Origin of the sequence: Streptomyces sp. ICN903 (genome assembly GCF_022015835.1) — a bacterium.
Classification (GTDB): domain Bacteria; phylum Actinomycetota; class Actinomycetes; order Streptomycetales; family Streptomycetaceae; genus Streptomyces; species Streptomyces fenghuangensis.
Map to the genome: position 1 here is coordinate 1 of NZ_JAKMAY010000052.1, position 23,567 is coordinate 23,567.

Consider the following 23,567-nt stretch of genomic DNA (forward strand, 5'->3'; position numbering starts at 1 on the left):
CGGGATCCCCCCGAGGGCTTCGAACCGCCCCCAGGACACCTCCCGGCACCCCCGGCGCCTCCGGCCGGCTCGGCGAACCGGGCGCGGAACAGGCCGGGTTGGCCGTACGCGAAGGCCCCCCGGCCGGAACCGAAGCTCCGGCCGGGGGGCCTTCGCACGCGCCGCGGCGCGCGGGCGCGAGGGAATACGCAAGACCGCGCTGGGCCCGGCGGAGCCCAGCGCGATCGACGTTCAGGCCGTGTGGGGGACACCGGCCCGAAAGGTGGTGCCGAGTCGGGCGGCGAAGCGGGATGGGGGCCCCGTCATGCCCGATTCATGGGGTTGTTCAGCCCTCGCTGCGCTGCTGCGGGATGCCCGCGAGCAGGGCGCGCACCTCCGCCTCGCGGTAGCGGCGGTGCCCTCCGAGCGTGCGGATGGACGTGAGCTTGCCTGCCTTGGCCCAGCGCGTGACCGTCTTCGGGTCCACACGGAACATGGTGGCAACCTCAGCCGGGGTCAGCAGCGGCTCGGCATCAGGGGTGCGAGCGGTCATGAGCGGCCTCCTCGGGAGAACCGAACCATCACGGTTCTTTCCTCTAAATTCTGCACCTTGACCCGCGTTGCCCGAAATGGCGGACGCGGGCCGAGTCGGTTATAGGACGAACGGCTTGTCCTCGGCACTACAACTACACCATCTGTCCAGCCACGTCGGCCAAACCGATGGAATTGCCCTCTCAGGTGTCCAACCTCGACGGAAGCCGATGGACCGTGTCATAACGGACGGTCACACCATCGTGACGATCGGTTACAACGTGAGCGGACCTCCCCAGCCCCCTGGAAAGGATCGCAATACCGATGGATCCGACCTTAGTTGGACGGATGAAGCCCCCTCCGGACTCCTTGTCCTATTTTGGCATGAGAGATGCCCTTCGAGGCAAGACCCCGGTAAGTGCGGTCGGTCACCTCGGGGCGCCCTCCGTCCGTAAGGCCGGGAATCAGCCGGAAGGGAACGGTTCACGGCGCACAGGATGCCGACCGGTGACCCGGTCCCGTCCGCGCGGAACGCCTCAGCTCGCCATCCCGCGGTGCCGTACCGCCCGCCAGCGCTCGGTCAGCCGCTCGTAGACGGCGCTCGCGCGCTCGCCGTCGCCCTCCCGCAGCGCCGCCAGCCCCTCCGCGGTGTCGGCCGCGGAGTGGTCCGAGGCGAGCTGCTTCTCCGGGATGGTATACACCAGTCCGCCGTAGTCCAGCTCCACCATCGAACGCGGGTGGAACTCCTCCAGCCAGCGCCCCACGTCCACCAGCCCGTCGATCAGCGGGCTGTCCTCCAGCTCCTCGCGCAGCACCTTCAGCGCACGCGCCACCCGCCGCCTCGCCTGCACCATCGGGGTGCGGTAGCGCAGGACGACGCCCTCCCCCGCGCCGCCGGCGCCGTCGTCCACCGCCTTGCCGTACTCGCGCTCCTCGTCCGCGAAGAGCACGAACCAGCGCACCGGGACGTGCCAGGTGGCCGAGCGGATCCACGGCCGGGCGTCCGGGTTCCGCTCCCGCCAGCGGTCGTAGTCCGCCGCGGCCTCGCGCCGCACCACCGGCGGCACCGCCGCGTCCAGCACCGGCGCCGGCAGTTCGTCGCCGAGTCCGGCCAGCGCCTGCCAGCCCCGCAGCCTGGTCCGCCAGGGACAGACGCACAGCACCCCGTCCACTTCGGCCACGAAGGCGTCCGCGCTCTCGCGCACCGGCACCACCACGGGCGGCACCGGCAGCAGGTCCGCCAGCGACCGGCGCAGCTCGTCCTGCGCCCCGGGCAGACCGCCGCGGCGGGCGTAGCGGGCCCAGTGGGAGCGCTCCGGCTCGGGGAAGGCGGCCAGCGGCTCGTAGACCCGCAGGTAGGACGCGTACGGGACGGCCACCGGAGTAGTGAGGGCCAAGGGTTTCTTCCTCCCGGAGCAGCGGGCCGAGGGGTCGGACAACGGCAGTTCAATACCCTGATCGTGGCACCGCAACTGCACACCCGTACTCCTGGGGGCCGTCAGGCCGTACCCTCATGCCAACCGGCCCGCCCCGCATCCCGCCGCCACAAGCGGGAGGATGCTGGAAGGGCACCCTTCCGCGACATACAGGAGTCACCACCGTGACTGACGTACGTCCCGCCGTCGGCGTCGGCGGACACCGAGACGGCTCAGAGAACGCAGCGAGCGCCGTGAGCGCGCAGCGCGAAACCGGTTCGGTCCTGCACACCCTGTTCCACTCCGAGCAGGGCGGCCATGAGCAGGTCGTCCTCTGCCAGGACCGGGCCACCGGCCTGAAGGCGGTCATCGCCATCCACTCCACGGCCCTGGGCCCGGCCCTGGGCGGCACCCGCTTCCACGCGTACGCCTCCGAGGAGAACCCGGAGGAGGCCGCCGTGAAGGACGCCCTCAACCTCGCCCGCGGCATGTCGTACAAGAACGCGCTCGCCGGGCTGGACCACGGCGGCGGCAAGGCCGTGATCATCGGCGACCCCGGGCAGCACAAGAGCGAGGCCCTGCTGGAGGCCTACGGCCGCTTCGTCGACTCCCTCGGCGGCCGCTACGTTACCGCCTGCGACGTCGGCACCTACGTCCAGGACATGGACGTGGTCTCGCGCGCCTCCCGCTGGGTGACCGGCCGCTCCCCCGAGAACGGCGGCGCCGGCGACTCCTCCGTGCTCACCGCCTTCGGCGTCTACCAGGGCATGCGCGCCAGCGCGAGGCACCTGTGGGGCGACGCCTCGCTGCGCGGCCGCAGGGTCGGCGTCGCGGGCGTCGGCAAGGTCGGCCGCCACCTGGTGGGTCACCTGCTCGAGGAGGGCGCCGAGGTCCTGGTCACGGACGTGCGCCCCGAGGCGGTCGAGCAGATCACGGCCGCGCACCCGGAGGTGGTGGCGGTCGCCGACACCGACGCGCTGATCCGCACCGAGGGCCTGGACGTGTACGCGCCCTGCGCGCTCGGCGGCGCCCTGAACGACGAGACCGTCCCCGTGCTGACCGCGAAGGTGGTCTGCGGCGCGGCCAACAACCAGCTCGCCCACCCGGGCGTCGAGAAGGACCTCGCCGACCGGGGCATCCTCTACGCGCCCGACTACGTGGTGAACTCCGGCGGCGTGATCCAGGTCGCGGACGAGCTCCACGGCTTCGACTTCGCGCGTGCGAAGGCAAAGGCCGAGAAGATCCACGGCACCACGCTGGCGATCTTCGAGCGCGCCGCGGCGGACGGCGTGCCGCCGGCAGTGGCGGCCGACCGCATCGCCGAGCAGCGGATGGCCGAGGCCCGCAAGGCCGGCGCCGCGAGCTGACCCGGTGGTTCCGGCCCGGCGGCTCCGGCCCGCCGGGCCGGCCCGGCGCCCTGACCCAGCGTCCACCGTCGCGCTACCCGGAGTGACGGAGGGCGGGGGAGACATCCCTCACCACCCCTGGGCGGGTGACCGGGCGGACAGAAGGTAAAATCGTCACTGACCAGCGGAGAAATGGTCACCAGGCAGGGCGGGCACCGGCCGTGTCGTGCGGGCGGCGTACCGTACGGCCACGGAAGCAGGTACCGTTGAAGCTCCACGGACGGTCTCTCGATCGAATCGAGGGTCCGCTCCGCATCGTGAACGCGTGTCAAGACTCTGGGGCCGTTGAGCCCCGTCGTTGAGGGGGTCGAGCCATGGGGCGCGGCCGGGCCAAGGCCAAGCAGACGAAGGTCGCCCGCCAGCTGAAGTACAACAGCGGTGGGACTGATCTCGCACGCCTGGCCGAGGAGCTGGGCGCATCGACATCGAGTCAGCCGCCGAACGGCGAGCGGTTCGAGGACGATGAGCTGGACGACCCGTACGCACGGTACGCGGATCTGTACAACGACGATGACGAGGACGCGGAGGGCGACGACCACCCGGTCGACTCCCGCGGGTCCTCCTCACCGTCGAACCACCGACGCCGCGCCTGAGGACGTCGTCGTCCACTGAACAAAGCGGTCTCATACCGATAGCGGTCATCACCCGGTCCGGCCACCGCCGGACCGGGTTTTGATCCTGTCCGCCCCCGCCGCTCAGGCCGCGTAGTCCCCGGTGAGGGCGACGGCCTCGCCGCGGTCGCCGCGTTCGGTGACCTCGCCGGCGACCCAGGCGTCCACACCGCGCTCGCGCAGCAGGGACAGCGTCGCGCCGACCGACTCCTGCGGGACGACGGCGACCATGCCGACGCCCATGTTGAGGGTCCTCTCCAGCTCCGCGCGCTCGACCCCGCCCAGCTCGCCGACCGCCCGGAAGACCGGAGCCGGGCTCCAGGTGGAGCGGTCCACGGTGGCGTGCAGCCCGTCGGGCACGACACGCGCGAGGTTGCCGGCCAGTCCGCCTCCGGTGATGTGCGAGAAGGCGTGCACCTCGGTGGCCCTCGTCAGCGCCAGGCAGTCCAGCGAGTAGATCTTGGTGGGCTCCAGCAGCTCCTCGCCCAGCGTGCGGCCGAAGTCCTCGACATGGCGGTCCAGCGACCAGCCGGCCCGGTCGAAGAACACGTGCCGCACCAGCGAGTACCCGTTGGAGTGAAGTCCGGAGGCGCCCATCGCGACGACCGCGTCGCCCGGGCGGATGCGGTCCGCGCCCAGGATCTCGTCGGCCTCCACGACGCCCGTGCCCGCGCCCGCCACGTCGTACTCCTCCGGGCCCATCAGCCCGGGATGCTCGGCCGTCTCGCCGCCGACCAGGGCGCAGCCCGCCAGGACGCAGCCCTCGGCGATGCCCTTGACGATGGAGGCGACCCGCTCGGGGACGACCTTGCCCACGCTGATGTAGTCGGTCATGAAAAGCGGCTCGGCGCCGCAGACCACCAGGTCGTCCACGACCATCGCCACCAGGTCGTGGCCGATGGTGTCGTGTACGCCCATCCTCTGCGCGACGGCGACCTTGGTGCCCACGCCGTCGGTGGCCGAGGCCAGCAGCGGGCGCCGGTAGCCCTTCAGCGCGGACGCGTCGAACAGGCCCGCGAAGCCGCCGAGCGCACCGATGCTCTCGGGCCGGCGGGCCTTGCCCACCCACTCCTTCATCAGCGTGACGGCGCGGTCGCCCGCCTCGATGTCCACTCCGGCGGCGGCGTAGCTCGCGCCCTGGCCGGCCGGGGTCGGGTTGGTGGAGGTCATGGTCTTCCTCTGGGACGGACGGTGGCCCGGTGGCTCACCGGACGGTCGGCGGCTGTCGGCTCGCCGGACGGCCGCCGGCGAGCCGGCGGGGTCAGGGCCTGCGCAGCGCGTCGGCCGCGCCGGGGCCCGCGATCATGCTCCGCACCCCGTCGGGGTCGGCGCCGGCGGTCTCGGCGGTCTCGGACTCCAGCAGGTGCTTGCCCAGCAGCCCGGGGTCCGGCAGCTCCATCGGGTACTCGCCGTCGAAGCAGGCCCGGCACAGGTTCGGCTTGGCGATGGTGGTCGCCTCGACCATGCCCTCCAGCGAGATGTACGCCAGGGAGTCGGCCCCCAGCGAGGTGCCGATCTCCTCGACCGACAGGCCGTTGGCGATCAGCTCGGCGCGGGTGGCGAAGTCGATGCCGAAGAAGCACGGCCACTTGATGGGCGGCGAGCTGATCCGCACGTGCACCTCGGCCGCGCCCGCCTCGCGCAGCATCCGCACCAGGGCGCGCTGGGTGTTGCCGCGGACGATCGAGTCGTCGACGACCACCAGGCGCTTGCCGCGGATGACCTCCTTGAGGGGGTTGAGCTTGAGGCGGATGCCGAGCTGGCGGATGGTCTGCGAGGGCTGGATGAACGTCCGGCCCACGTAGGAGTTCTTGACCAGACCGCTGCCGTACGGGATGCCGCTGGCCTCGGCGTAGCCGACCGCGGCCGGGGTGCCGGACTCCGGGGTCGCTATGACCAGGTCGGCCTCGGCCGGGGCCTCGGCGGCCAGCCGGCGGCCCATCTCCACGCGGGAGAGGTAGACGTTGCGGCCCGCGATGTCGGTGTCGGGGCGCGCGAGGTAGACGTACTCGAAGACACAGCCCTTCGGCTTCGCTTCCGCGAAGCGCTGGGTGCGCAGTCCGTCCTCGTCGATGGCGACCATCTCGCCGGGCTCGATCTCCCGGATGAAGGACGCGCCGACGATGTCCAGGGCCGCGGTCTCGGAGGCCACCACCCAGCCGCGCTCCAGCCGGCCGAGCACCAGCGGGCGTATGCCCTGCGGGTCGCGGGCGGCGTAGAGGGTGTGCTCGTCCATGAAGACCAGGCTGAACGCGCCCTTGACCTTCGGCAGGACCGCGGGGGCGGCCTGCTCGACGGTGAGAGGCTTGCCGTCCTCGTCCACCTGGCCCGCCAGCAGGGCGGTGACCAGGTCGGTGTCGTTGGTGGCGGCGACCTGGGTGGCCCGGCCGCCCGTGCTGGGCAGCGCGGCGACCATCTCGGCCAGCTCGGCGGTGTTGACCAGGTTGCCGTTGTGGCCCAGCGCGATCGAGCCCTGGGCGGTGGCCCGGAAGGTGGGCTGGGCGTTCTCCCACACCGATGCGCCGGTGGTGGAGTAGCGCGCGTGGCCGACCGCGATGTGGCCCTTCAGGGAGCCGAGGGAGGTTTCGTCGAAGACCTGGGAGACCAGGCCCATGTCCTTGAAGACGAGGATCTGGGAGCCGTTGCTCACCGCGATGCCCGCGGACTCCTGTCCCCGGTGCTGCAGCGCGTACAGCCCGAAATAGGTGAGCTTGGCGACCTCTTCCCCCGGGGCCCAGACTCCGAAGACGCCGCAGGCGTCCTGGGGGCCCTTCTCTCCGGGGAGCAGGTCGTGGTTGAGTCGTCCGTCACCACGTGGCACGCCACCGAGTCTAGGACAGGTCGCGCGGTGCTCAGTACCCGGGACCGCGGCTCGTCCGGGGCCCCGGCGCTCTCTTACCGCAGGTCGTCACTCCAGTACGGGGAGGTGATCGCGCAGATCCGCGCGCTCGCCGCTCGCTGTGAGATGCGCCGCATCCAGCTCCTTGAGCCACTCGGTGCGCCCGGTCGCCAGCCGGATCCAGGTCAGCGGATCGGTCTCCACCACGTTCGGCGGGGTGCCGCGGGTGTGCCGCGGACCCGCCACGCACTGGACGACCGCGAAGGGCGGGATGCGCACCTCCACCGAGGCGCCGGGCGCCTTGGCGGCCAGCGCGTCCGCCAGCAGCCGCACGGTCGTCGCCAGGGCCTGGCGGACCGGCGGGACGCGTACGCCGGTGGCCCGGGTGAGGTCGTCGCTGTGCACCACCAGCTCCAGCAGGCGGGTCACGGTGAAGTCCAGCGCCCGCATCGCGCCGAAGGGGTGCGGCAGCAGCACGTCCGTGCGCACGGCCTGCTCCAGCACCGGCTCCAGCTCCTCGACGGCGTCGTCCACCGCGCGGGCCGCGTCCTCGTACGCCCGCGCGTGCCTGCGGGTCGCCTCGTCCAGCTCGTGGGCGGCGCCGGCCACGGACACCGCCCAGGCGTTCAGGTCCGTCTGCGGCGCGGCGGCCCGGGGCGGGGGCTCGGCCAGCAGCCGGGGCACCGCCTCGATCTGCCCGGCGATGTGGACCACCAGATGGCGCACGTCCCAGCCGGGCAGCCCGGAGGGCCGGGCCAGCTGGTCGGGGGTGAGGGCGTGCACGGCGTTGCGCACGGCCTCCACCTGCCCGATGAGCCCGGCCCGCACCAGGGCCGGGTCGTACGTCCTGGGCTTGCGCTTCACCGGAGGCATGGCGTCAGAGTAGAACGCCGCGCGACCGGGGCAGGCGGTTACCCGCCGGTCGGGGCGCCGATCCGGTCCGGCGCGGCCCGGCTCGGCCCGGGGTCAGCTCTCCTCCCGGTAGTCGCTCGCCGAGGGCATGGCGGTGTCCGTGCAGCCGCGCCGCTCGGCGACGTCCTCGACGTAGGCGCGGAAGACCGGCTCCAGGTGGCGGGCCGCGCCGTGGACGTACGGCCAGGAGACGGTGAGGGTGTGCACGGCCGGCTCCCCGCCGCACACGGAGGTGGCCCACAGGGTGTTCCCCTCGGAGTCGTACCCGCCCCGGCCCGCGACGGCCATCCGGTCGTCGCCGGCGGAGCCGTTCGAGACGCGCTCGGCGGCGTCCCCGAAGAAGCTCTCCGCGCTCGCCCACCAGGTCTTGTCGTCCATGGAGGACTCCTCCCGGAAGCGGCCGTACTCCGGGGCGTCCGCGTACCGTCGGTACGCCTCTCCCCGCGCCTTCCCCGTGACGCTCAGCAGGCAGCGCTCCTGCCACACGCCGTCGCCGGTGCGGGCCTCCAGCACCCGGTCGGGCAGCCAGCCGGAGGCATTGGCCCGCCCGGTGTGCAGACCGGCCTCGCCGTACCAGGCGCAGGTGCCCCCGGCCTCCTCCGGGGCGACGGGCTCGGTGTTCAGCGCCGGTATGCCGTCCGGTGGCTCGGGGAGGCGGTCGGGGCACCCCAGTTCGGCGGCGAGGTTGTTGGCGGTGGTGACCGCGATGCGGGCCAGCCGGTCGCGGTCGTCCTGGGCGAGCTGGCCGTTCTCGGAGAACTCCGCCCGGGTGGCGGCGTCCAGCTCGGCGGAGGCCCGTATCGCGGTGATCTCCTCGCCCCGGTGCCCGGTGCCCGGGCAGGGCAGCCGGACAGACACGCCGGTGTCGGTGACGTGCCCGGGTACGCCGCCGCCGACCGGCTGGTACACCCGCGGAACGTCGACGTACGGGTTGGTGGGGTCGAGCGCGTCCTCGAAGGCGTCGTCGACGGCCTCGGACGTCCATCCGGTGGGCTCGGTGGCCACCTGTGCGGAGAAGAACGAGCCGCTCTGCCCCAGCCGCCGCCCCTCGGCGACCTCCTCGCTGCGCAGGACGCAGCTCTGCGGCAGCGGGGCGTCGTCCAGCCGGATCCCGTCCGTGAGGTTCCGGGCGGGGGTGATCTCTCCCCCGCTCCCCCGCAGGGCCAGCACCTCACCCACCGGGACCAGGCCGCCGCAGGCCTCGTCCACGGTGTGCCGGCGGTCCCACCACTGCCACAGCGTCCAGCCGCTCAGCCCGATCGCGAGGACGGCCACGGCGCACACCAGCCGGTTGTACGCCCTCCGCCACCGCCCGCGGTCCATCCGCCCCTCGCCCCCGTCCCGTACGGCTCCGGCACTCGTCCGGCGGCGAACCTACCAGCGTCCTGTGACAGCCGTGCCCCGCCGCCCTGGCGGGCGGCGGGGCACGGCGGCCGTCGTCGTACGGGCGTCAGGCGAGCAGCGCCGGGATGGTGGCCTCGTGGGCCTCGCGCAGCTCGGCCAGGGAGACGGAGAACTGCCCCTGGACCTCGATGGTGTCGCCGTCCACCACGCCGATGCGGGTGGCGGGCAGGCCGCGGGCGCCGCACATGTCGGTGAAGCGCAGCTCCTCGCTGCGCGGCACCGCCACGATCGCGCGGCCGGCCGACTCGGAGAACAGGAACACGAACGGGTCCAGCCCGTCGGGTACGACCAGCCGGGCCCCCTTGCCCCCCTTGAGGCAGGACTCGGTCAGTGCCTGGACCAGACCGCCGTCGCTCAGGTCGTGCGCCGCGTCGATCATGCCGTCGCGGGAGGCGGAGATCAGGATCTCGGCGAGCAGCCGCTCGCGCTCCAGGTCCACCTTCGGCGGCAGCCCGCCCAGGTGGTCGTGGATCACCTGGGACCAGGCCGAGCCGCCCAGCTCCTCGCGGGTGTCGCCGAGGAGGTAGACGAGCTGGCCCTCCTCCGCGAACGCCATCGGGGTGCGGCGGGTGACGTCGTCGATCACGCCGAGCACACCGACCACCGGGGTCGGGTGGATGGCGGTGTCGCCCGTCTGGTTGTAGAGGGAGACGTTGCCGCCGGTCACCGGGGTGCCCAGGGTCCGGCAGGCGTCGGCCAGTCCGCGGCAGGCCTCGGCGAACTGCCACATCGCGCCCGGGTCCTCCGGCGAGCCGAAGTTCAGGCAGTCGGTGACGGCCAGCGGCTTCGCGCCGGTGGCGGCGACGTTGCGGTAGGACTCGGCCAGCGCGAGCTGTGCGCCGGTGTACGGGTCCAGCTTGGCGTAGCGGCCGTTGCCGTCGGTGGCGACGGCGACGCCCAGGCCGGTCTCCTCGTCGATGCGGATCATGCCGCTGTCCTCGGGCTGGGCCAGGACGGTGTTGCCGAGCACGTAGCGGTCGTACTGGTCGGTGATCCACGCCTTGGACGCCTGGTTCGGGGAGCCGACCAGCTTCAGGACCTGCTCGCGCAGCTCGTCCCCGCCGGAGGGGCGGGGCAGCTTGTTCGCGTCGTCGGCCTGGAGGGCGTCCTGCCACTCGGGGCGGGCGTAGGGGCGGTTGTAGACCGGGCCCTCGTGGGCGACGGTGCGCGGGGGCACGTCCACGATCTGCTCGCCGTGCCAGTAGATCTCCAGCCGGTCGCCGTCGGTGACCTCGCCGATGACGGTGGCGATGACGTCCCACTTCTCGCAGATGGCCAGGAAGCGGTCGACCTTGTCCGGCTCGACGACGGCGCACATGCGCTCCTGCGACTCGCTCATGAGGATCTCCTCGGGCGAGAGCGTGGAGTCGCGCAGCGGTACGGTGTCCAGTTCGACGCGCATGCCGCCGGAGCCGGCCGAGGCCAGCTCGGAGGTGGCGCAGGACAGGCCGGCGCCGCCGAGGTCCTGGATGCCGACGACCAGGTCCTCCTTGAAGACCTCCAGGGTGCACTCGATGAGGAGCTTCTCCTGGAAGGGGTCGCCGACCTGGACGGCCGGGCGCTTGGCCGGGCCCGTCTCGTCGAAGGTCTCCGAGGCGAGCACGGAGACGCCGCCGATGCCGTCGCCGCCGGTACGGGCGCCGTAGAGGACGACCTTGTTGCCGGTGCCCGACGCCTTGGCCAGATGGATGTCCTCGTGCCGCATCACACCCACACACAGGGCGTTGACCAGCGGGTTCCCCTGGTAGCAGGGGTCGAAGACGACCTCGCCGCCGATGTTGGGCAGGCCCAGGCAGTTGCCGTAGCCGCCGATGCCCGCGACGACGCCGGGAAGGACGCGGCGGGTGTCGGGGTGGTCGGCCGCGCCGAAGCGCAGCGGGTCCATCACGGCGACCGGGCGGGCGCCCATGGCCAGGATGTCGCGGACGATGCCGCCGATGCCGGTGGCCGCGCCCTGGTAGGGCTCGATGTAGGAGGGGTGGTTGTGCGACTCCACCTTGAAGGTGACGGCGTAGCCCTGGCCGACGTCCACGACGCCGGCGTTCTCGCCGATGCCCACCAGCATGGCGTCGGACTCCGGGGCCTTCTCGCCGAACTGCTTCAGGTGGACCTTGCTGGACTTGTAGGAGCAGTGCTCGGACCACATCACGGAGTACATGGCCAGCTCGGCGCCGGTCGGGCGGCGGCCGAGGATCTCCCGGATGCGGTCGTACTCGTCGCGCTTGAGGCCGAGCTCGGCCCAGGGCTGCTCGACGTCCGGGGTGTCGCTCGCGTGCTTGACGGTGTCGAGAGTCATGAGGTGACCAGCTTCTTCAGAACCGAGGTGAAGAATCCCAGCCCGTCGGTGGTGGGCCCGGTCAGGGCCTCGACGGCGTGCTCGGGGTGCGGCATGAGGCCGACGACGTTGCCGGCCTCGTTGCAGATGCCGGCGATGTCGCGGCGGGAGCCGTTGGGGTTGACGTCCAGGTAGCGGAAGACGACCCGGCCGGTCGCCTCCAGCTCGTCCAGGGTGCGCTCGTCGGCGACGTAGCCGCCCTCGCCGTTCTTGAGCGGGACGGTGATCTCCTGGCCCTCGGCGTAGTCGGAGGTCCAGGCGGTGTCCGCGTTCTCCACGCGCAGCCGCTGGTCGCGGCAGACGAAGTGGAGGTGGTCGTTGCGGGTCAGCGCGCCGGGCAGCAGGTGCGACTCGCACAGCACCTGGAAGCCGTTGCAGATGCCGAGCACCGGCAGGCCGGCGCGGGCCTGCTCGACGACCGTCTCCATCACCGGCGAGAAGCGGGCGATGGCGCCGCAGCGCAGGTAGTCGCCGTAGGAGAAGCCGCCGGGGAGGACGACGGCGTCCACCTGGTTCAGGCTCTTGTCGCGGTGCCACAGGGCGACCGGCTCGGCGCCGGCGAGGCTGATGGCGCGCCGGGCGTCCACGTCGTCGAGGGAGCCGGGGAAGGTGACGACTCCGATGCGGGTCGTCATGCGGGGGTCACCTCTTCGCGCTCCTCGACGCGCACGGTGAAGTCCTCGATCACGGTGTTGGCGAGGAACGTTTCGGCGAGCTGGTGGATACGGGCGAGGGCGTCGTCGTCGACCGGGCCCTCCACCTCGAGCTCGAAGCGCTTGCCCTGGCGGACGTCCGAGATGCCCTCGTAGCCCAGCCGGGGCAGCGCACGCTGAACCGCCTGGCCCTGGGGGTCGAGGATCTCCGGCTTGAGCATGACGTCGACTACGACGCGAGCCACAGGTACTCCCGGTGGGTGTTGGTGCTGGAGGCTGCCGCTTCAGCGTACCCGGCGGAAAATTCTACTCGCGTAGATACGAGCCGCTCCGGTCACGGTCGGGTATCGGCGTCCCGGAAAACACCGGGAAGTACTGCCCGAATCGGCGCCGGAAAAGTAAAGTCGCGTTCGCGGCATGACACGCGGGCGACAATTCATCCGCTTCACCAGACAATGCCTGTCGCTGTACAAAGGAAAGGGCATTGACACCGATCGTCGGCAACACCGATATAACTGCACGTCAGGGACGTGGTTTCCAGGTGTTTCCGCATGCGATCCTCCCGAAAGGACCGATATCCGTGGCACAGCGTGTGGTGGTCACACTCTCCGACGACATCGACGGCGGGGAAGCATCGGAAACGGTCACCTTCGGCCTCGACGGCAAGTCGTACGAGATCGATCTCAACCGCGAGAACGCGAAGAAACTGCGCATGGGCCTCGCCCCCTATGTGCGGGCCGGCCGCAAGCGGGCCAGGTCCGGGAAGACGTTCCAGCACACCTCCGTCGCGCCGGACCCGTCCGCGGTGCGGGCCTGGGCCCGGTCGCACGGCTTCGAGGTGCCGCCGCGCGGCCGCATCCCCAAGAAGGTCTACGAGGCCTTCGACGAGGCCCACGCAGCCGCCTCCGGCACCGGGTCCGAGGAGTCCCGCTGAGCCCGCCTCCGGGCCGACTTGCCAGGCACCCCGGGTGATCGGCTAGAGTCTGGAGCACACCGCCGGGGGCGGCCGGAAACGGCCGGAACCAAGGTGGTCACGCGGGTGTAGCTCAGTAGTAGAGCGCCCTCTTTCCAAGAGGGAGGCGCAGTGTGCGATTCCTGTCACCCGCTCCGCTCACTCCACCGGGTCTCCGGGATCGGGTAGAGTGAAGGCGCGCCGCTCGGTGAGAGCCGGGAGGTCGCACGCGGACGTAGCTCAGTTGGTAGAGCGCAACCTTGCCAAGGTTGAGGTCGCGAGTTCGAGCCTCGTCGTCCGCTCAGGGAAGAAGGCCCCGGTCCTCCAGGACCGGGGCCTTCTCCGTGTGTGTCATGTCACATCCCCTCATCTCCCCCCGCCCACCGGCCGGTTGACATTTGTCACGCGCGCTCGTGACAGCCCGCACTGCTCCCGCCCCCGGCCCCGCGCGACCCTGGTGGCATGGAGATCGGAGAGCAGGTCATCGAGGTGAGCGGGCTGCGGCGGCGCTACGGCCCGGCGAAGGGGGACGGCGGCTTCGAGGCCGTACGGGGGGTCTCGTTCTCCGTGGCGCGCGGCGAACTGTTCGCGCTGCTGGGGACGAACGGCGCGGGCAAGACCTCCACCGTCGAGGTGCTGGAGGGGATGGCCGAGCCCAGCGGCGGCCGGGTGCGCGTGCTCGGGCACGACCCGTACCGCGAGCGGGCCCGGGTGCGGTCGCGGATCGGGGTGATGCTCCAGGAGGGCGGCTTCTCCTCCGACCTGACCGTCGCCGAGACCGCGCGGATGTGGGCCGGCTGCACCAGCGGGGCCCGCCCCACCTCGGAGGCGCTGGAGATGGTGGGCCTGGCCCCGCGCGCGGACGTACGCGTCAAGCAGCTCTCCGGCGGCGAGCGGCGGCGGCTGGACCTGGCCATGGCCCTGCTCGGCCGGCCGGAGGTGCTCTTCCTGGACGAGCCGACGACCGGACTGGACGCCGAGGGCCGGCGGGAGACCTGGCGGCTGGTGCGGGAGCTGCGGGAGGGCGGTACGACCGTGGTGCTGACCACGCACTACCTGGAGGAGGCCGAGGAGCTGGCCGACCGGCTGGCGATCATGCGGGCGGGGCGGATCGTCGTCTCCGGCACGCCCGCCGAGGTCACCGCCTCGCGCCCGTCCCGGATCCGCTTCACGCTGCCCGAGGGGGTGCCGGCCGCCCGGCTTCCGCTGTCGCTGAAGGCCGCCGAGCACGGGCGGGGTGTGGAGATCCGCACCGGCCGGCTGCAGGAGTCGCTGACCGAACTCCTGCTGTGGGCACGGCAGGAGGGCGTGGAGCTGGCGGGCCTGGACGCCCGCTCGGCCTCCCTGGAGGAGGCGTTCCTGGAGATCGCCCACGGGGGCGGCCGGGACGCGGCGGAGGACGAAGGCACGGCACGACTGGCGAAGGCGGGAACACGATGAGCGCGACGGACACCAGGAGCGGGACGGGCGCCGGTGGCGGGGCGGTCGGCGGGGCCGCAGGCGGGGCGGCGGCCTCCCTGGGCCGGCTGCGGTCGCTGGCCCGGGCGGAGCTGACGCTGCTCGTCCGCAACCGCACCGCCATGTTCACCGCCCTGCTGATGCCGCTGGCCATGGTGCTGTTCATGCGCTCCACGGTCGAGCAGGCGCCGCTGGAGGGCACCGGGCTGAGTGTCACCGATCTGGTGATGACCAGCGGCATTCCGATGGTGCTGATCCTCGTCGTCTACCTGAACCTCATCCCCGCCTACGTCTCCCGCCGCGAGGAGCTGGTCCTCAAGCGGCTGCGGACCGGGGAGCTGCGGGACTGGGAGATCCTTGCCGGCGCGGCGCTGCCGGTGGTCGCCGTGGCGCTGGCGCAGTGCGCCGTGCTGGTCGCGGCGGGTGCGGCCCTGCTGGAGATGACGCCGCCGGACCGGCCGGACCTGCTGGTCCTGGGCGTGCTGCTGGGCGCCGTCCTGATGGTGCTGACGGCCGCCGCGACGGCCGTGATCACCCGGACGACGGAGAGCGCGCAGATCACCGCGCTGCCTCTGCTGATGGTCTCGCTGGTCGGCTCGGGGATGTTCGTTCCCCTGGAGGCCATGCCGGAGGGGCTGGCCGACGTCCTGCGGCTGCTGCCGATGACCCCGGTGGTGGACCTGGTGCGGTACGGCTGGCTCGGCGGCGGCGAGCCGGGCGAGGTGCTGCGGACACTGGGGACCGCCGTGGCCTGGGCCCTGGTGTCGGTGTTCGCTGTACGGCGGTGGTTCCGCTGGGAACCGCGTCACTGAGGTGCGAGGAGCGGGTGTGACGGTGGCGTCCGAGAAAAGCGCGCTGGGCTGGGTGGAGCGGATACGGCGGTCCAGCGGGCCGGTCCGCTTCCACCAGTACACCCGGTACACGATCTACAGCTTCGCTCTCTTCGAGGGAGTGGCGCTGCTCTTCTGGATCGTCGCGCAGACGGAGGGGCCGGCCGCCTGGGCGGCGGTCGTACTGGGGGTGCTGTTCACCGCCCACACCGTCTGCCATCTGCTGCTGTCCCGGTCCGGCCTGCGGTACTACCTGGGCACGGAGGAGCGGCCCGTGCGGCCGGCGGCGGCCTATGTGGCCCTCACCGCCGCCGGGATCGCCGCCGTCCTCGCCCTGATCGGCACCGGTGAGCTGCCGGCGTCCCAGGCGCTGCCGCCCGTGGTCTGGCTGCTGATGTTCCTGGCCGGGCCGCTGCCGCTGGTGCTGTCCGCCGGGCGGAGCGCCGCACTGGTGGCGGTGCTGCTGGCCGTCTCGCTGCTCACGGCCCGAGCACTGGGGGCGGCCGGCGGGGAACTGGCCGCCGCGGCCGTCGGCACGGTCCTCGGAGCCGTCATCTTCGGTTTCTCCTACCGCTGCTCGGCCTGGACGATGCGGGTCGTAAGCGAGCTGGAGGCCGCCCGGGAGACCCAGGCGCGGCTGGCGGTGGCCGAGGAGCGGCTGCGGTTCGGCCGGGACCTCCACGACGTGCTGGGCCGCAACCTGTCGGTGATCGCCCTCAAGAGCGAGCTGGCCGTGCAGCTCGCGCAGCGCGGCTCGCCCTCCGCCGTGGACCAGATGACCGAGGTGCAGCGGATCGCGCGGGAGTCGCAGCGGGAGATGCGGGAGGTCGTACGCGGCTACCGGGAGGCCGACCTGCACACCGAACTGGTCGGCGCGCGCGGGGTGCTGAGGGCGGCCGGGATCGACTGCCGGATCGAGGACAGCGGCAGCGGGGAGCTGGCGGAGCCGCTGCAGTCGGCCCTGGGCTGGGTGGTCCGCGAGGGGACCACCAACGTACTGCGGCACGCCGACGCCGGGCGGTGCACGGTGCGGCTGCGGGCCGCCGGAGAGGTCGCCGAGCTGGTGATGGAGAACGACGGTGTGCCGGGGTCCGGAGCCGTCACGGGGGGCGGCTCCGGGCTGGACGGGCTCCGCGAACGCCTGGCCGCGCTCGGCGGCACACTGACCGGTGAGCGCCGCGGCGACGGCGCCTTCCGGCTGACGGCCCGAATTCCGACGCGGACGCGCCGGGAAGGCGGCAAGGACGTACGCGGGGAAGGGGAGCGGTGAGCGAGCACATGCGGGACGGCACCGACGACGGCGGTACGAACGGCGGCGGTACGAACGGCGGCGGTACGAACGGCGGCGGTACGGATGGCGGCGGGCACCGCGTACGGGTGCTGCTGGCCGACGACGAGCATCTGATCCGGGGCGCGCTGGCCGCGCTGCTGGCGCTGGAGGACGACCTGCTGGTGGTGGCCGAGGCCGCCTCCGGCCCCGAGGCGCTGGCGATGGCCCGCGCCCACCGGCCCGACGTGGCGGTGCTGGACCTCCAGATGCCGGGCAGGGACGGTGTGGCGGTCGCCACGGAACTGCGCTCCGAACTCCCCGCCTGCGCCACCATGATCGTGACCGGGCACGGCCGCCCGGGGCATCTGAAGCGGGCCCTGGCCGCGGGGGTGCGGGGCTTCGTGCCCAAGACCGTCTCGGCGCAGCGGCTGGCCGAGATCATCCGCACGGTGCACGCCGGAAACCGCTATGTGGACCCGGAGCTTGCCGCCGACGCGATCAGCGCCGGGGACTCGCCGCTGACCGCCCGCGAGGCCGAACTGCTGGAGCTGGCGGCGGACGGGGCGCCGATCGCGGAGATCGCCGCGCGGGCCGCGCTGGCACCGGGGACGGTCCGCAACTACCTGTCGTCGGCCGCCGCGAAGCTGTCGGCGGAGAACCGTCACGCGGCCGTGCGCATCGCACGCGAGCGGGGTTGGCTATAGTAGGAGCGCACCGAACGGAGCACGCGGACGTAGCTCAGTTGGTAGAGCACCACCTTGCCAAGGTGGATGTCGCGAGTTCGAGTCTCGTCGTCCGCTCGATGAAAGGCCCCGGTCCCGAAGGACCGGGGCCTTCTCCGTGTGCGGGTCCCCGCGGGCGGGGCGGGGGGCGGTCCCGCGCGGCCGCCGCGCGGGACCGCCCCCGTGCCGCCGGTCAGCTCCAGCGGGTGCCCGTCAGCAGCTCGTACGCCTCGATGTAGCGGGCACGGGTGCGCTCGACGACCTCGGCGGGCAGCTCGGGCGGGGGGACCTCGCCGCCGCGGTCCCAGCCGGCTGCCGGGGAGGTCAGCCAGTCGCGGACGATCTGCTTGTCGAACGAGGGCTGGGAGCGGCCCGGCTCCCACTCGTCGACGGGCCAGAAGCGCGAGGAGTCCGGTGTCAGCACCTCGTCGGCGAGCACCAGCCGCTCCTCGCCGTCACCCTCCGCGGCCCACCCGAACTCGAACTTCGTGTCGGCCAGGATGATGCCCCGCTCCCTGGCGATGTCGCGTCCCCGGGAGTAGACGGCCAGGGTGAGCTGGCGCAGCTCGGCGGCGGTGTCGGCGCCGACCCGGCGGGCGACCTCCTCGTAGGGGACGTTCTCGTCGTGCTCGCCGACCTCCGCCTTGGTGGCCGGGGTGAAGATAGGGGCGGGCAGCTCGGAGCCGTCCTCCAGGCCCTCGGGCAGGGCCAGGCCGCAGACCGTGCGGGTCCGGCGGTACTCGGCCAGGCCCGAGCCGGTGAGGTAGCCGCGGGCCACGCACTCGACCGGGACCATGCGCAGGGAGCGGCAGACCACCGTGCGGCCCGCCCAGTCGGCGGGGGCTCCGGGCGGCAGCTCGGTGGAGAGCACATGGCCCGGCACCAGGTCGGCGAGCTGGTCGAACCACCACAGGGAGAGCTGGGTGAGGACGCGGCCCTTGTCGGGGATCTCCGTCGGCAGCACCCAGTCGTAGGCGGACACCCGGTCGCTGGCGACCATCACCAGATCCCCCGCCTCGTTCCGGTACAGGTCCCGCACCTTGCCGGTGTGCACGTGCACCAGGCCCGGCACCTGTACGGGTTCGGGCTTCTCTACGAATCCGGTCACGGCTCCTCCTGTGGCTTGGTCCAGGAGTTCCGATTCTCCCGCACCCCCGCCCTCCCCACCGGCCGGGGTCGGACGGACGGGTGGGGGCGTACCGCGCGAACGGCCCTGCCCGGGCGGGCCGGAGGGACTGTGGGTGCTCAGGGGTGCTTGCAGATGTGGTCCAGGAGGTTGGCCGTGGCCCGCTGGATACGGGAGTCGGTGTGGCCGGGGCGGTCCAGGGCCGGGGACCAGGCGAAGGTGCCCGAGGCGAAGACCAGGGCGCCGCTGGGCGCCTCGTACAGGGAGGTCTCCTGGTGGCGGCGGGTGCCGGAGGCGCCCTGGTAGGGCGAGTGGGCGAGCAGGATGCGGCCGGTGTGCGGGGGCAGGGCGGTGCGCGGGAAGTAGCGGTCGGCCTCGCCCGCCACCAGGCCGGGCAGTTCCTCGCCCTCCGCCGCCCCGGTGGCCTCCCACAACCAGTGGGAGGCGTTGCGCACGATCATCGGGTGCGGCCGGGGCACCTGGCCCTCGTACTGGACTCCCAGCACCTGCTGTTCGGGCTCGCCCTGGTCGCGCCAGCGCCGCGGGCGGCCCGGACCGCGCCGTTTGCGGCAGGTCATCAGCCGGTCGGGGGTTCCGGAGGGCGAGGGGCCCAGCTCGACCTGCCAGTACATGGTGTTGGCCGAGAGGAAGACCAGCGAGGTACCGCTGTCGCGGGCCTTCTCCACGGCCCGGCGCATGGGCGCCGACCAGTACTCGTCGTGGCCGGCGAAGACCAGGCCGCGGTAGCGGGAGGGGTCGACGCGGCCGGCGTGCAGATCGCGGGTGTCGGCGTAGGCCAGGTCGTAGCCGTAACGCTCGGCCCAGCGGATGAAGTCGTATGCGTGGCCCACGTGCAGGGGCAGGCCCGCGCCCGCGTACGGCCGGTCGAAGGAGACGGTGACGGCCGCCTCCTCCTCCCCCAGCAGCCGCCCCTCCCCGTCCCAGGCGTGGTAGAGGCTGGCGCCGGTGCGGCCGTCCTCGGGGAAGAGGTTGTACGCCTGCCAGGTGACGTCGGGGAGGACCAGCAGCAGGTCGCCGGGACGCTCGTCGCGGACGGTGAAGGGGACGTGGGAGCGGTGGCCGTCGGCGGTGGTCAGCACGGCCACATGGGCGCCGGTGCTCCAGTAGTCCGGGATCTGGAGCCGCCAGGAGAGCCACCAGTGGTGGCAGGAGACGGTGCGGTCGGCGGCCAGCGGCGGGGGCTGGACGATGCCGGACAGCCGGGGGCTGGTGGTGATCTTGGTGGCGCCCTCGCCGCCGTAGTGGCCGATGCGGTAGACGTCCACGCCGAAGGGCTGGGGCGGGTTGACCGTGATCCGGAAGTCGATGGACTCACCGGGCGAGACCGCGCTCTCGGAGGTGAAGCCCTTGATCTGGCAGTGCACGTCGTCGGCCGCGCACGGACCGCCGCCCGCCGTGGACGGGGCGCGTCCGCCGTCCAGGCTGCTGTGGTCGAGGTACCAGGGGACGACGTGGCCGGTGTCGTCGAAGTAGTGCTCGCCGCACCGCAGCCAGGGCAGCGGCCCCTGCCCGAACGGATCGGTGACCGCGTGCGCGAGAGCCCCCGACTCCCAGCGCCGGATCTGCTCCGTGCCCACCTGCGTCTCCCCTCCCTGTGTCCGCTCCCGCGATGCCGGGCACCAGCACATCACATAAAGCGAACGTCCTGTCACCCCTTGTCGCCGAATGTCCGGGAGTCCGGCCGAACAAGGCTCGAACACGGGCGCGGGCAGAGGCCGTAGAGGGCCTTGGAGGGCCGTGGAGGGCCGTGAGGAGCGGTCGGTGGCGGTCCGGGCGCCGTGCGGCGCCCGGACCGCCGCCGGCTCAGACCAGGCGGATGGGCTTGTCGGGCCGTACGCCGACGGCCGCCAGCCAGTCGCGCAGCGGCCGGGGGTCGCCGTCCTCGGTGAGGGCGAGGACGGGGCGGGCCAGATCGGCCCGGCGCTCGCCGTCGACGAACAGGGCGGGGCCGTCCAGCCAGTCGAGCCCGGGGGCCGCCCCGGCGGTGTCCACGGCCGCGCAGCACACGGCGGCCGTGACGTGCTCGGCCAGCAGCTCGCGTCCGGAGCGCGGCGGCTGGAGGGGGAAGCCGCCGCCGGGCGGGAGGAGCGCGCCGTCCCCGCCGGGGACGGGCACGGGGATCGCGCCCGCCTCGCGGGCGGCGTCGGTCCGGGCCGCCTCCTCGCGGGCGAGGTCGGCGCCGATCCGGGCGGCGAGCGCGTCGGCGCCGCCGGACGGGGCGTCCGGGGCCGCCTCGCCGGTCAGCCGGTCGACCAGCTCGGCCAGCGTCGGGTTCTCGTCGGCCCGCAGCGCCGCGAAGAGACGGGCGGCCTCGGAGCGCCAGATGCGGTCCACGACCTCCTCCGGGTACTCCTGCCAGTCCACCGGGGCCCAGTCGGGGCCGGGCTCGGCCGGGCCGCCGTGGAAGAGGCGCGCGGCCAGCAGGGACACCTGGCGGTCCACCTCGCCGGGCTCCTCCAGCAGGTCGCAGGCGGGGCGCTCGCCCAGCCGGGTGGCGAAGCCCTCGGCCAGCCGGTCGCGCCGGGACAGCTCGGTGAGGGCGGAGACCACTCCGGCGTCCAGCCGGGCGGGCCAGCGGCCCGTGCGCCAGGCGGGCAGCGCGACCCGGGTCAGCAGCCGGTCCCAGCCGGCGTACGCCAGGCCCACCTGTTCCTGGGCGACGACCCGCAGGCCGTAGTCGACCGTCTGGGCCCGTACCGCGGCCGCGGCCGCCACCATGCGCTCCATCTCCGCGGCGTGGGAGGCCCCGGCGCGCAGCAGCAGCCGGGAGACCCAGCCGGTGAAGTCGTACGCGAGCCGTTTGGGCGCCGGGCCACGGGCCGCGACGGCGACCGCGGCGGCGGCGTCCAGTCCGCGGACGAAGCGCCGCGCGGCGGCGATGTCCGGGTGGGCGGACGGGCCCGTGCCGGCCACGATCGGGGCGAGCAGCGCCCGCAGCTCGGCCACCCGCATCCACCACAGGAAGGGGGAGCCGACGACGAGTACGGGGGCGTCCGCGCCGCGTGCCGTGCCGGGGCGCGGCAGGCGGCGGCCGCGGGTGGTGTGCGCCCGGTCCTCCAGCCAGCTGTCGCAGTCCGGCGTCAGGGCTATCGCCGAGGGCGCGGGAACGTCGAGCCGGTCGGCGAGGTCGCGTATCAGCCGGTACAGGTCGGGGGCGGCCGACTCGTCGATCTGCACGGTGGGGCTGACCGCCGGGCGCGCCCGGGCGATCACCGCGGCCACGCCCGCGGCCGCGGCGAGCACCGGCACGGCGACGGCCACGGCCGCCCAGCGCAGTGCGTCCCAGCCGTCGCCGCGGAGGTGGCCGGTGGCCCCTCCGGCCAGCAGGACGACCGCCGCGGCGGCGGGCAGCAGCGCGGCGCCCAGCGCGGCGCCGCGCACCCTCAGGACCGCCAGCGCGTGGTCGCGCGCCGAACGCGCGCCCGTCTCCGGTACCGCCACGAGTCGCTCACCCCCTTGCCGTTCCCCCGCGCCTGCCGTCACTCCCCCACTGTGGCACCGGCAGGCGACACCGCAATGTGCGGTGGGCCACTTGCCGGAGCCGTCCGCGGGAACCCTAGTAGGCGCCCGCGGGGCCGTCAGCCGGATGAGGAAGCGGTCACTCGATGGAATGGCTTTGGGTAAAGCTGGGTGCGGAAATCCGCTCGCCGGGGTGTCGGGCCGGGGCTCCGGACGGACACCCGGCCCGACACCCGGCCGGGGCTCCGGCTCAGACCTCCCCGGCGGTCCCGGCGGCCGGCGACATCGCGGCCTCGGCCGCCGAGGCCGCGATGTCGCCGCGGTGGTGCGAACCGGCCAGCCGGATGCGGGACACCGCCCGGTAGGCGTGCTCGCGGGCCTCGGCGAGACCGGCGCCGGTGGCCGTGACGGACAGGACCCGGCCGCCCGCGCTGACCACGCGCCCCTCCTCGTCCAGCCGGGTGCCGGCGTGGAGGACGTACGCGGTGGGGGCGTCCTTCTCCGCGACCTCTTCAAGCCCCTCGATCACATCCCCCGTGCGGGGGGAGGCGGGGTAGCCCTCGGAGGCCACGACGACGGTGACGGCCGCGTCCTCGCTCCAGCGCAGCGGGGGGAACTCGGCCAGGGCGCCGGTGGCCGCCGCGTACAGCAGGCCGGACAGCGGGGTCTTCAGCCGGGCCAGGACGACCTGGGTCTCCGGGTCGCCGAAGCGCGCGTTGAACTCCACCACGCGCACCCCGCGCGAGGTGATGGCCAGACCCGCGTAGAGCAGTCCGGAGAAGGGGGTGCCGCGGCGGCGCATCTCGTCCACTGTGGGCTGCAGGACGGTGGCCAGCACCTCGTCGGCCAGCTTGGGGTCGGCCCAGGGCAGCGGCGAGTAGGCGCCCATGCCGCCGGTGTTGGGGCCCTCGTCGCCGTCGTGGGCACGCTTGAAGTCCTGGGCGGGCCGCAGCGGTACGACGCACTCGCCGTCGGTCACGGCGAACAGGGAGACCTCGGGGCCGTCCAGGTACTCCTCGACCACCACCCGCTCGCAGCCGCGGGCGTGGGCGCGGGCGGCCTCCAGGTCGGGGGTGACGACGACGCCCTTGCCCGCCGCCAGCCCGTCGTCCTTGACGACGTACGGGGGCCCGAAGGCGTCCAGCGCGCGATCGGTCTCCTCGTCGGTGGCGCACACGTAGGAGCGGGCCGTGGGAACCCCGGCGGCGGCCATGACCTCCTTGGCGAACGCCTTGGAGCCCTCCAGCCGGGCGGCCTCGGCCGACGGGCCGAAGACGGCGATGCCGCGCTCGCGCACGGCGTCGGCCACCCCGGCCACCAGCGGGGCCTCCGGCCCCACCACGACGAGGTCGGCCTCCAGTCCGGCGGCCAGTTCGGCCACGGCCCGGCCGTCGAGCGCGTCGACGGAGTGCAGGGTCGCCACCTCGGCGATTCCGGCGTTGCCGGGCGCGCAGTGCAGCGAGGTGACGTCGGGATCGAGGGACAGGGAGCGGCACAGGGCGTGTTCGCGGGCGCCGCCGCCGATGACGAGGACCTTCACGCCCTGCACCCTATCCGCCCCCTCCGCGGCCCCGGCGGGTCCGCCCGAGGGGCGGACGGCGGGCGCCTGCCGGACGCCTTCCGGATGCCGTCGGGGCCGCGGAG

20 protein-coding genes and 3 tRNA genes are annotated in these 23,567 nt (G+C 73.4%); 10 read left to right on the plus strand and 13 right to left on the minus strand.

The features are described from left to right. Window positions 1–325: 325 nt before the first annotated feature. Window positions 326–532, minus strand: coding sequence for a developmental transcriptional regulator BldC (gene bldC, locus L7D48_RS08010; RefSeq protein ID WP_020869672.1), 207 nt, complete (start codon window positions 530–532; stop codon window positions 326–328). Window positions 533–1,046: 514 nt separating this feature from the next. Further along, window positions 1,047–1,907 carry a hypothetical protein gene (locus L7D48_RS08015; RefSeq protein ID WP_237878268.1) on the minus strand — a complete coding sequence of 287 codons (861 nt, stop codon included), beginning with the start codon at window positions 1,905–1,907 and terminating at the stop codon, window positions 1,047–1,049. A 272-nt stretch (window positions 1,908–2,179) separates the two neighbouring features. On the opposite strand from L7D48_RS08015, the gene L7D48_RS08020 reads away from it, so the two are divergent. Next, window positions 2,180–3,292, plus strand: coding sequence for a Glu/Leu/Phe/Val dehydrogenase dimerization domain-containing protein (locus tag L7D48_RS08020; RefSeq protein WP_308312258.1), 1,113 nt, complete (start codon window positions 2,180–2,182; stop codon window positions 3,290–3,292). 353 nt (window positions 3,293–3,645) lie between these two features. Then, the gene (locus L7D48_RS08025) at window positions 3,646–3,924 is read left to right on the plus strand and encodes a DUF3073 domain-containing protein (protein WP_206350398.1); all 279 of its coding nucleotides are present in this window, start codon (window positions 3,646–3,648) and stop codon (window positions 3,922–3,924) included. A 102-nt stretch (window positions 3,925–4,026) separates the two neighbouring features. Here the strand turns inward: L7D48_RS08025 and purM are convergent, their stop codons facing one another. The 7 genes from purM to purS form a co-directional block, all read right to left on the minus strand. Then, on the minus strand, window positions 4,027–5,112 hold the full coding sequence (purM, locus tag L7D48_RS08030; protein ID WP_237878269.1) for a phosphoribosylformylglycinamidine cyclo-ligase: 1,086 nt from the start codon (window positions 5,110–5,112) through the stop codon (window positions 4,027–4,029). 91 nt (window positions 5,113–5,203) lie between these two features. Beyond that, window positions 5,204–6,763, minus strand: coding sequence for an amidophosphoribosyltransferase (purF, locus tag L7D48_RS08035; protein WP_237878270.1), 1,560 nt, complete (start codon window positions 6,761–6,763; stop codon window positions 5,204–5,206). 87 nt (window positions 6,764–6,850) lie between these two features. Continuing rightward, the gene (locus tag L7D48_RS08040) at window positions 6,851–7,654 is read right to left on the minus strand and encodes a maleylpyruvate isomerase family mycothiol-dependent enzyme (protein WP_237878271.1); all 804 of its coding nucleotides are present in this window, start codon (window positions 7,652–7,654) and stop codon (window positions 6,851–6,853) included. Between the two features lie 93 nt (window positions 7,655–7,747). Beyond that, window positions 7,748–9,016 carry a hypothetical protein gene (locus tag L7D48_RS08045; RefSeq protein ID WP_237878272.1) on the minus strand — a complete coding sequence of 423 codons (1,269 nt, stop codon included), beginning with the start codon at window positions 9,014–9,016 and terminating at the stop codon, window positions 7,748–7,750. A 127-nt stretch (window positions 9,017–9,143) separates the two neighbouring features. Continuing rightward, on the minus strand, window positions 9,144–11,393 hold the full coding sequence (gene purL / locus L7D48_RS08050) for a phosphoribosylformylglycinamidine synthase subunit PurL (RefSeq protein ID WP_237878273.1): 2,250 nt from the start codon (window positions 11,391–11,393) through the stop codon (window positions 9,144–9,146). Next, window positions 11,390–12,067 (minus strand): phosphoribosylformylglycinamidine synthase subunit PurQ, encoded by a 678-nt coding sequence (gene purQ / locus L7D48_RS08055; RefSeq protein ID WP_237878274.1) that lies wholly within the window; start codon window positions 12,065–12,067, stop codon window positions 11,390–11,392. Before purQ ends, purL begins: the two co-directional genes overlap by 4 nt. Further along, window positions 12,064–12,330: a phosphoribosylformylglycinamidine synthase subunit PurS gene (purS, locus tag L7D48_RS08060; RefSeq protein ID WP_093663089.1), complete on the minus strand. Its 267-nt coding sequence runs from the start codon at window positions 12,328–12,330 to the stop codon at window positions 12,064–12,066. The genes purQ and purS overlap by 4 nt, the downstream gene beginning before the upstream one ends. Window positions 12,331–12,665: 335 nt before the next feature. Between purS and L7D48_RS08065 the strand changes: the two genes are divergently transcribed. The 8 genes from L7D48_RS08065 to L7D48_RS08100 all read left to right on the plus strand — a co-directional run bounded on the left by L7D48_RS08065 (window position 12,666) and on the right by L7D48_RS08100 (window position 17,395). Further along, a complete protein-coding gene (locus tag L7D48_RS08065; RefSeq protein WP_237878275.1) occupies window positions 12,666–13,019 on the plus strand; it encodes an Lsr2 family protein in 354 nt (117 codons plus the stop codon). A 101-nt stretch (window positions 13,020–13,120) separates the two neighbouring features. After that, window positions 13,121–13,192, plus strand: a tRNA-Gly gene (locus tag L7D48_RS08070). Window positions 13,193–13,266: 74 nt separating this feature from the next. Then, window positions 13,267–13,339: transfer RNA gene (locus L7D48_RS08075), tRNA-Gly, on the plus strand. Between the two features lie 160 nt (window positions 13,340–13,499). Then, window positions 13,500–14,477 (plus strand): ABC transporter ATP-binding protein, encoded by a 978-nt coding sequence (locus L7D48_RS08080; protein WP_237878276.1) that lies wholly within the window; start codon window positions 13,500–13,502, stop codon window positions 14,475–14,477. Beyond that, on the plus strand, window positions 14,474–15,307 hold the full coding sequence (locus L7D48_RS08085; protein ID WP_237878277.1) for an ABC transporter permease: 834 nt from the start codon (window positions 14,474–14,476) through the stop codon (window positions 15,305–15,307). The genes L7D48_RS08080 and L7D48_RS08085 overlap by 4 nt, the downstream gene beginning before the upstream one ends. Window positions 15,308–15,329: 22 nt before the next feature. Further along, window positions 15,330–16,595 (plus strand): sensor histidine kinase, encoded by a 1,266-nt coding sequence (locus L7D48_RS08090; RefSeq protein WP_237878278.1) that lies wholly within the window; start codon window positions 15,330–15,332, stop codon window positions 16,593–16,595. 107 nt (window positions 16,596–16,702) lie between these two features. Continuing rightward, complete coding sequence (locus tag L7D48_RS08095) at window positions 16,703–17,299, plus strand: response regulator (RefSeq protein WP_374491671.1); 597 nt, start codon at window positions 16,703–16,705, stop codon at window positions 17,297–17,299. 23 nt (window positions 17,300–17,322) lie between these two features. Further along, window positions 17,323–17,395, plus strand: a tRNA-Gly gene (locus L7D48_RS08100). Between the two features lie 115 nt (window positions 17,396–17,510). Here L7D48_RS08100 and L7D48_RS08105 read toward each other — a convergent pair. The 4 genes from L7D48_RS08105 to purD all read right to left on the minus strand — a co-directional run bounded on the left by L7D48_RS08105 (window position 17,511) and on the right by purD (window position 23,463). Continuing rightward, complete coding sequence (locus tag L7D48_RS08105; RefSeq protein WP_237878280.1) at window positions 17,511–18,425, minus strand: phosphoribosylaminoimidazolesuccinocarboxamide synthase; 915 nt, start codon at window positions 18,423–18,425, stop codon at window positions 17,511–17,513. Between the two features lie 137 nt (window positions 18,426–18,562). Then, window positions 18,563–20,041 (minus strand): N,N-dimethylformamidase beta subunit family domain-containing protein, encoded by a 1,479-nt coding sequence (locus tag L7D48_RS08110; RefSeq protein ID WP_237878281.1) that lies wholly within the window; start codon window positions 20,039–20,041, stop codon window positions 18,563–18,565. 226 nt (window positions 20,042–20,267) lie between these two features. Continuing rightward, on the minus strand, window positions 20,268–21,905 hold the full coding sequence (locus tag L7D48_RS08115; protein WP_237878282.1) for a hypothetical protein: 1,638 nt from the start codon (window positions 21,903–21,905) through the stop codon (window positions 20,268–20,270). 268 nt (window positions 21,906–22,173) lie between these two features. Beyond that, window positions 22,174–23,463: a phosphoribosylamine--glycine ligase gene (gene purD / locus L7D48_RS08120; protein ID WP_237878283.1), complete on the minus strand. Its 1,290-nt coding sequence runs from the start codon at window positions 23,461–23,463 to the stop codon at window positions 22,174–22,176. Between the last annotated feature and the right edge of the window lie 104 nt (window positions 23,464–23,567).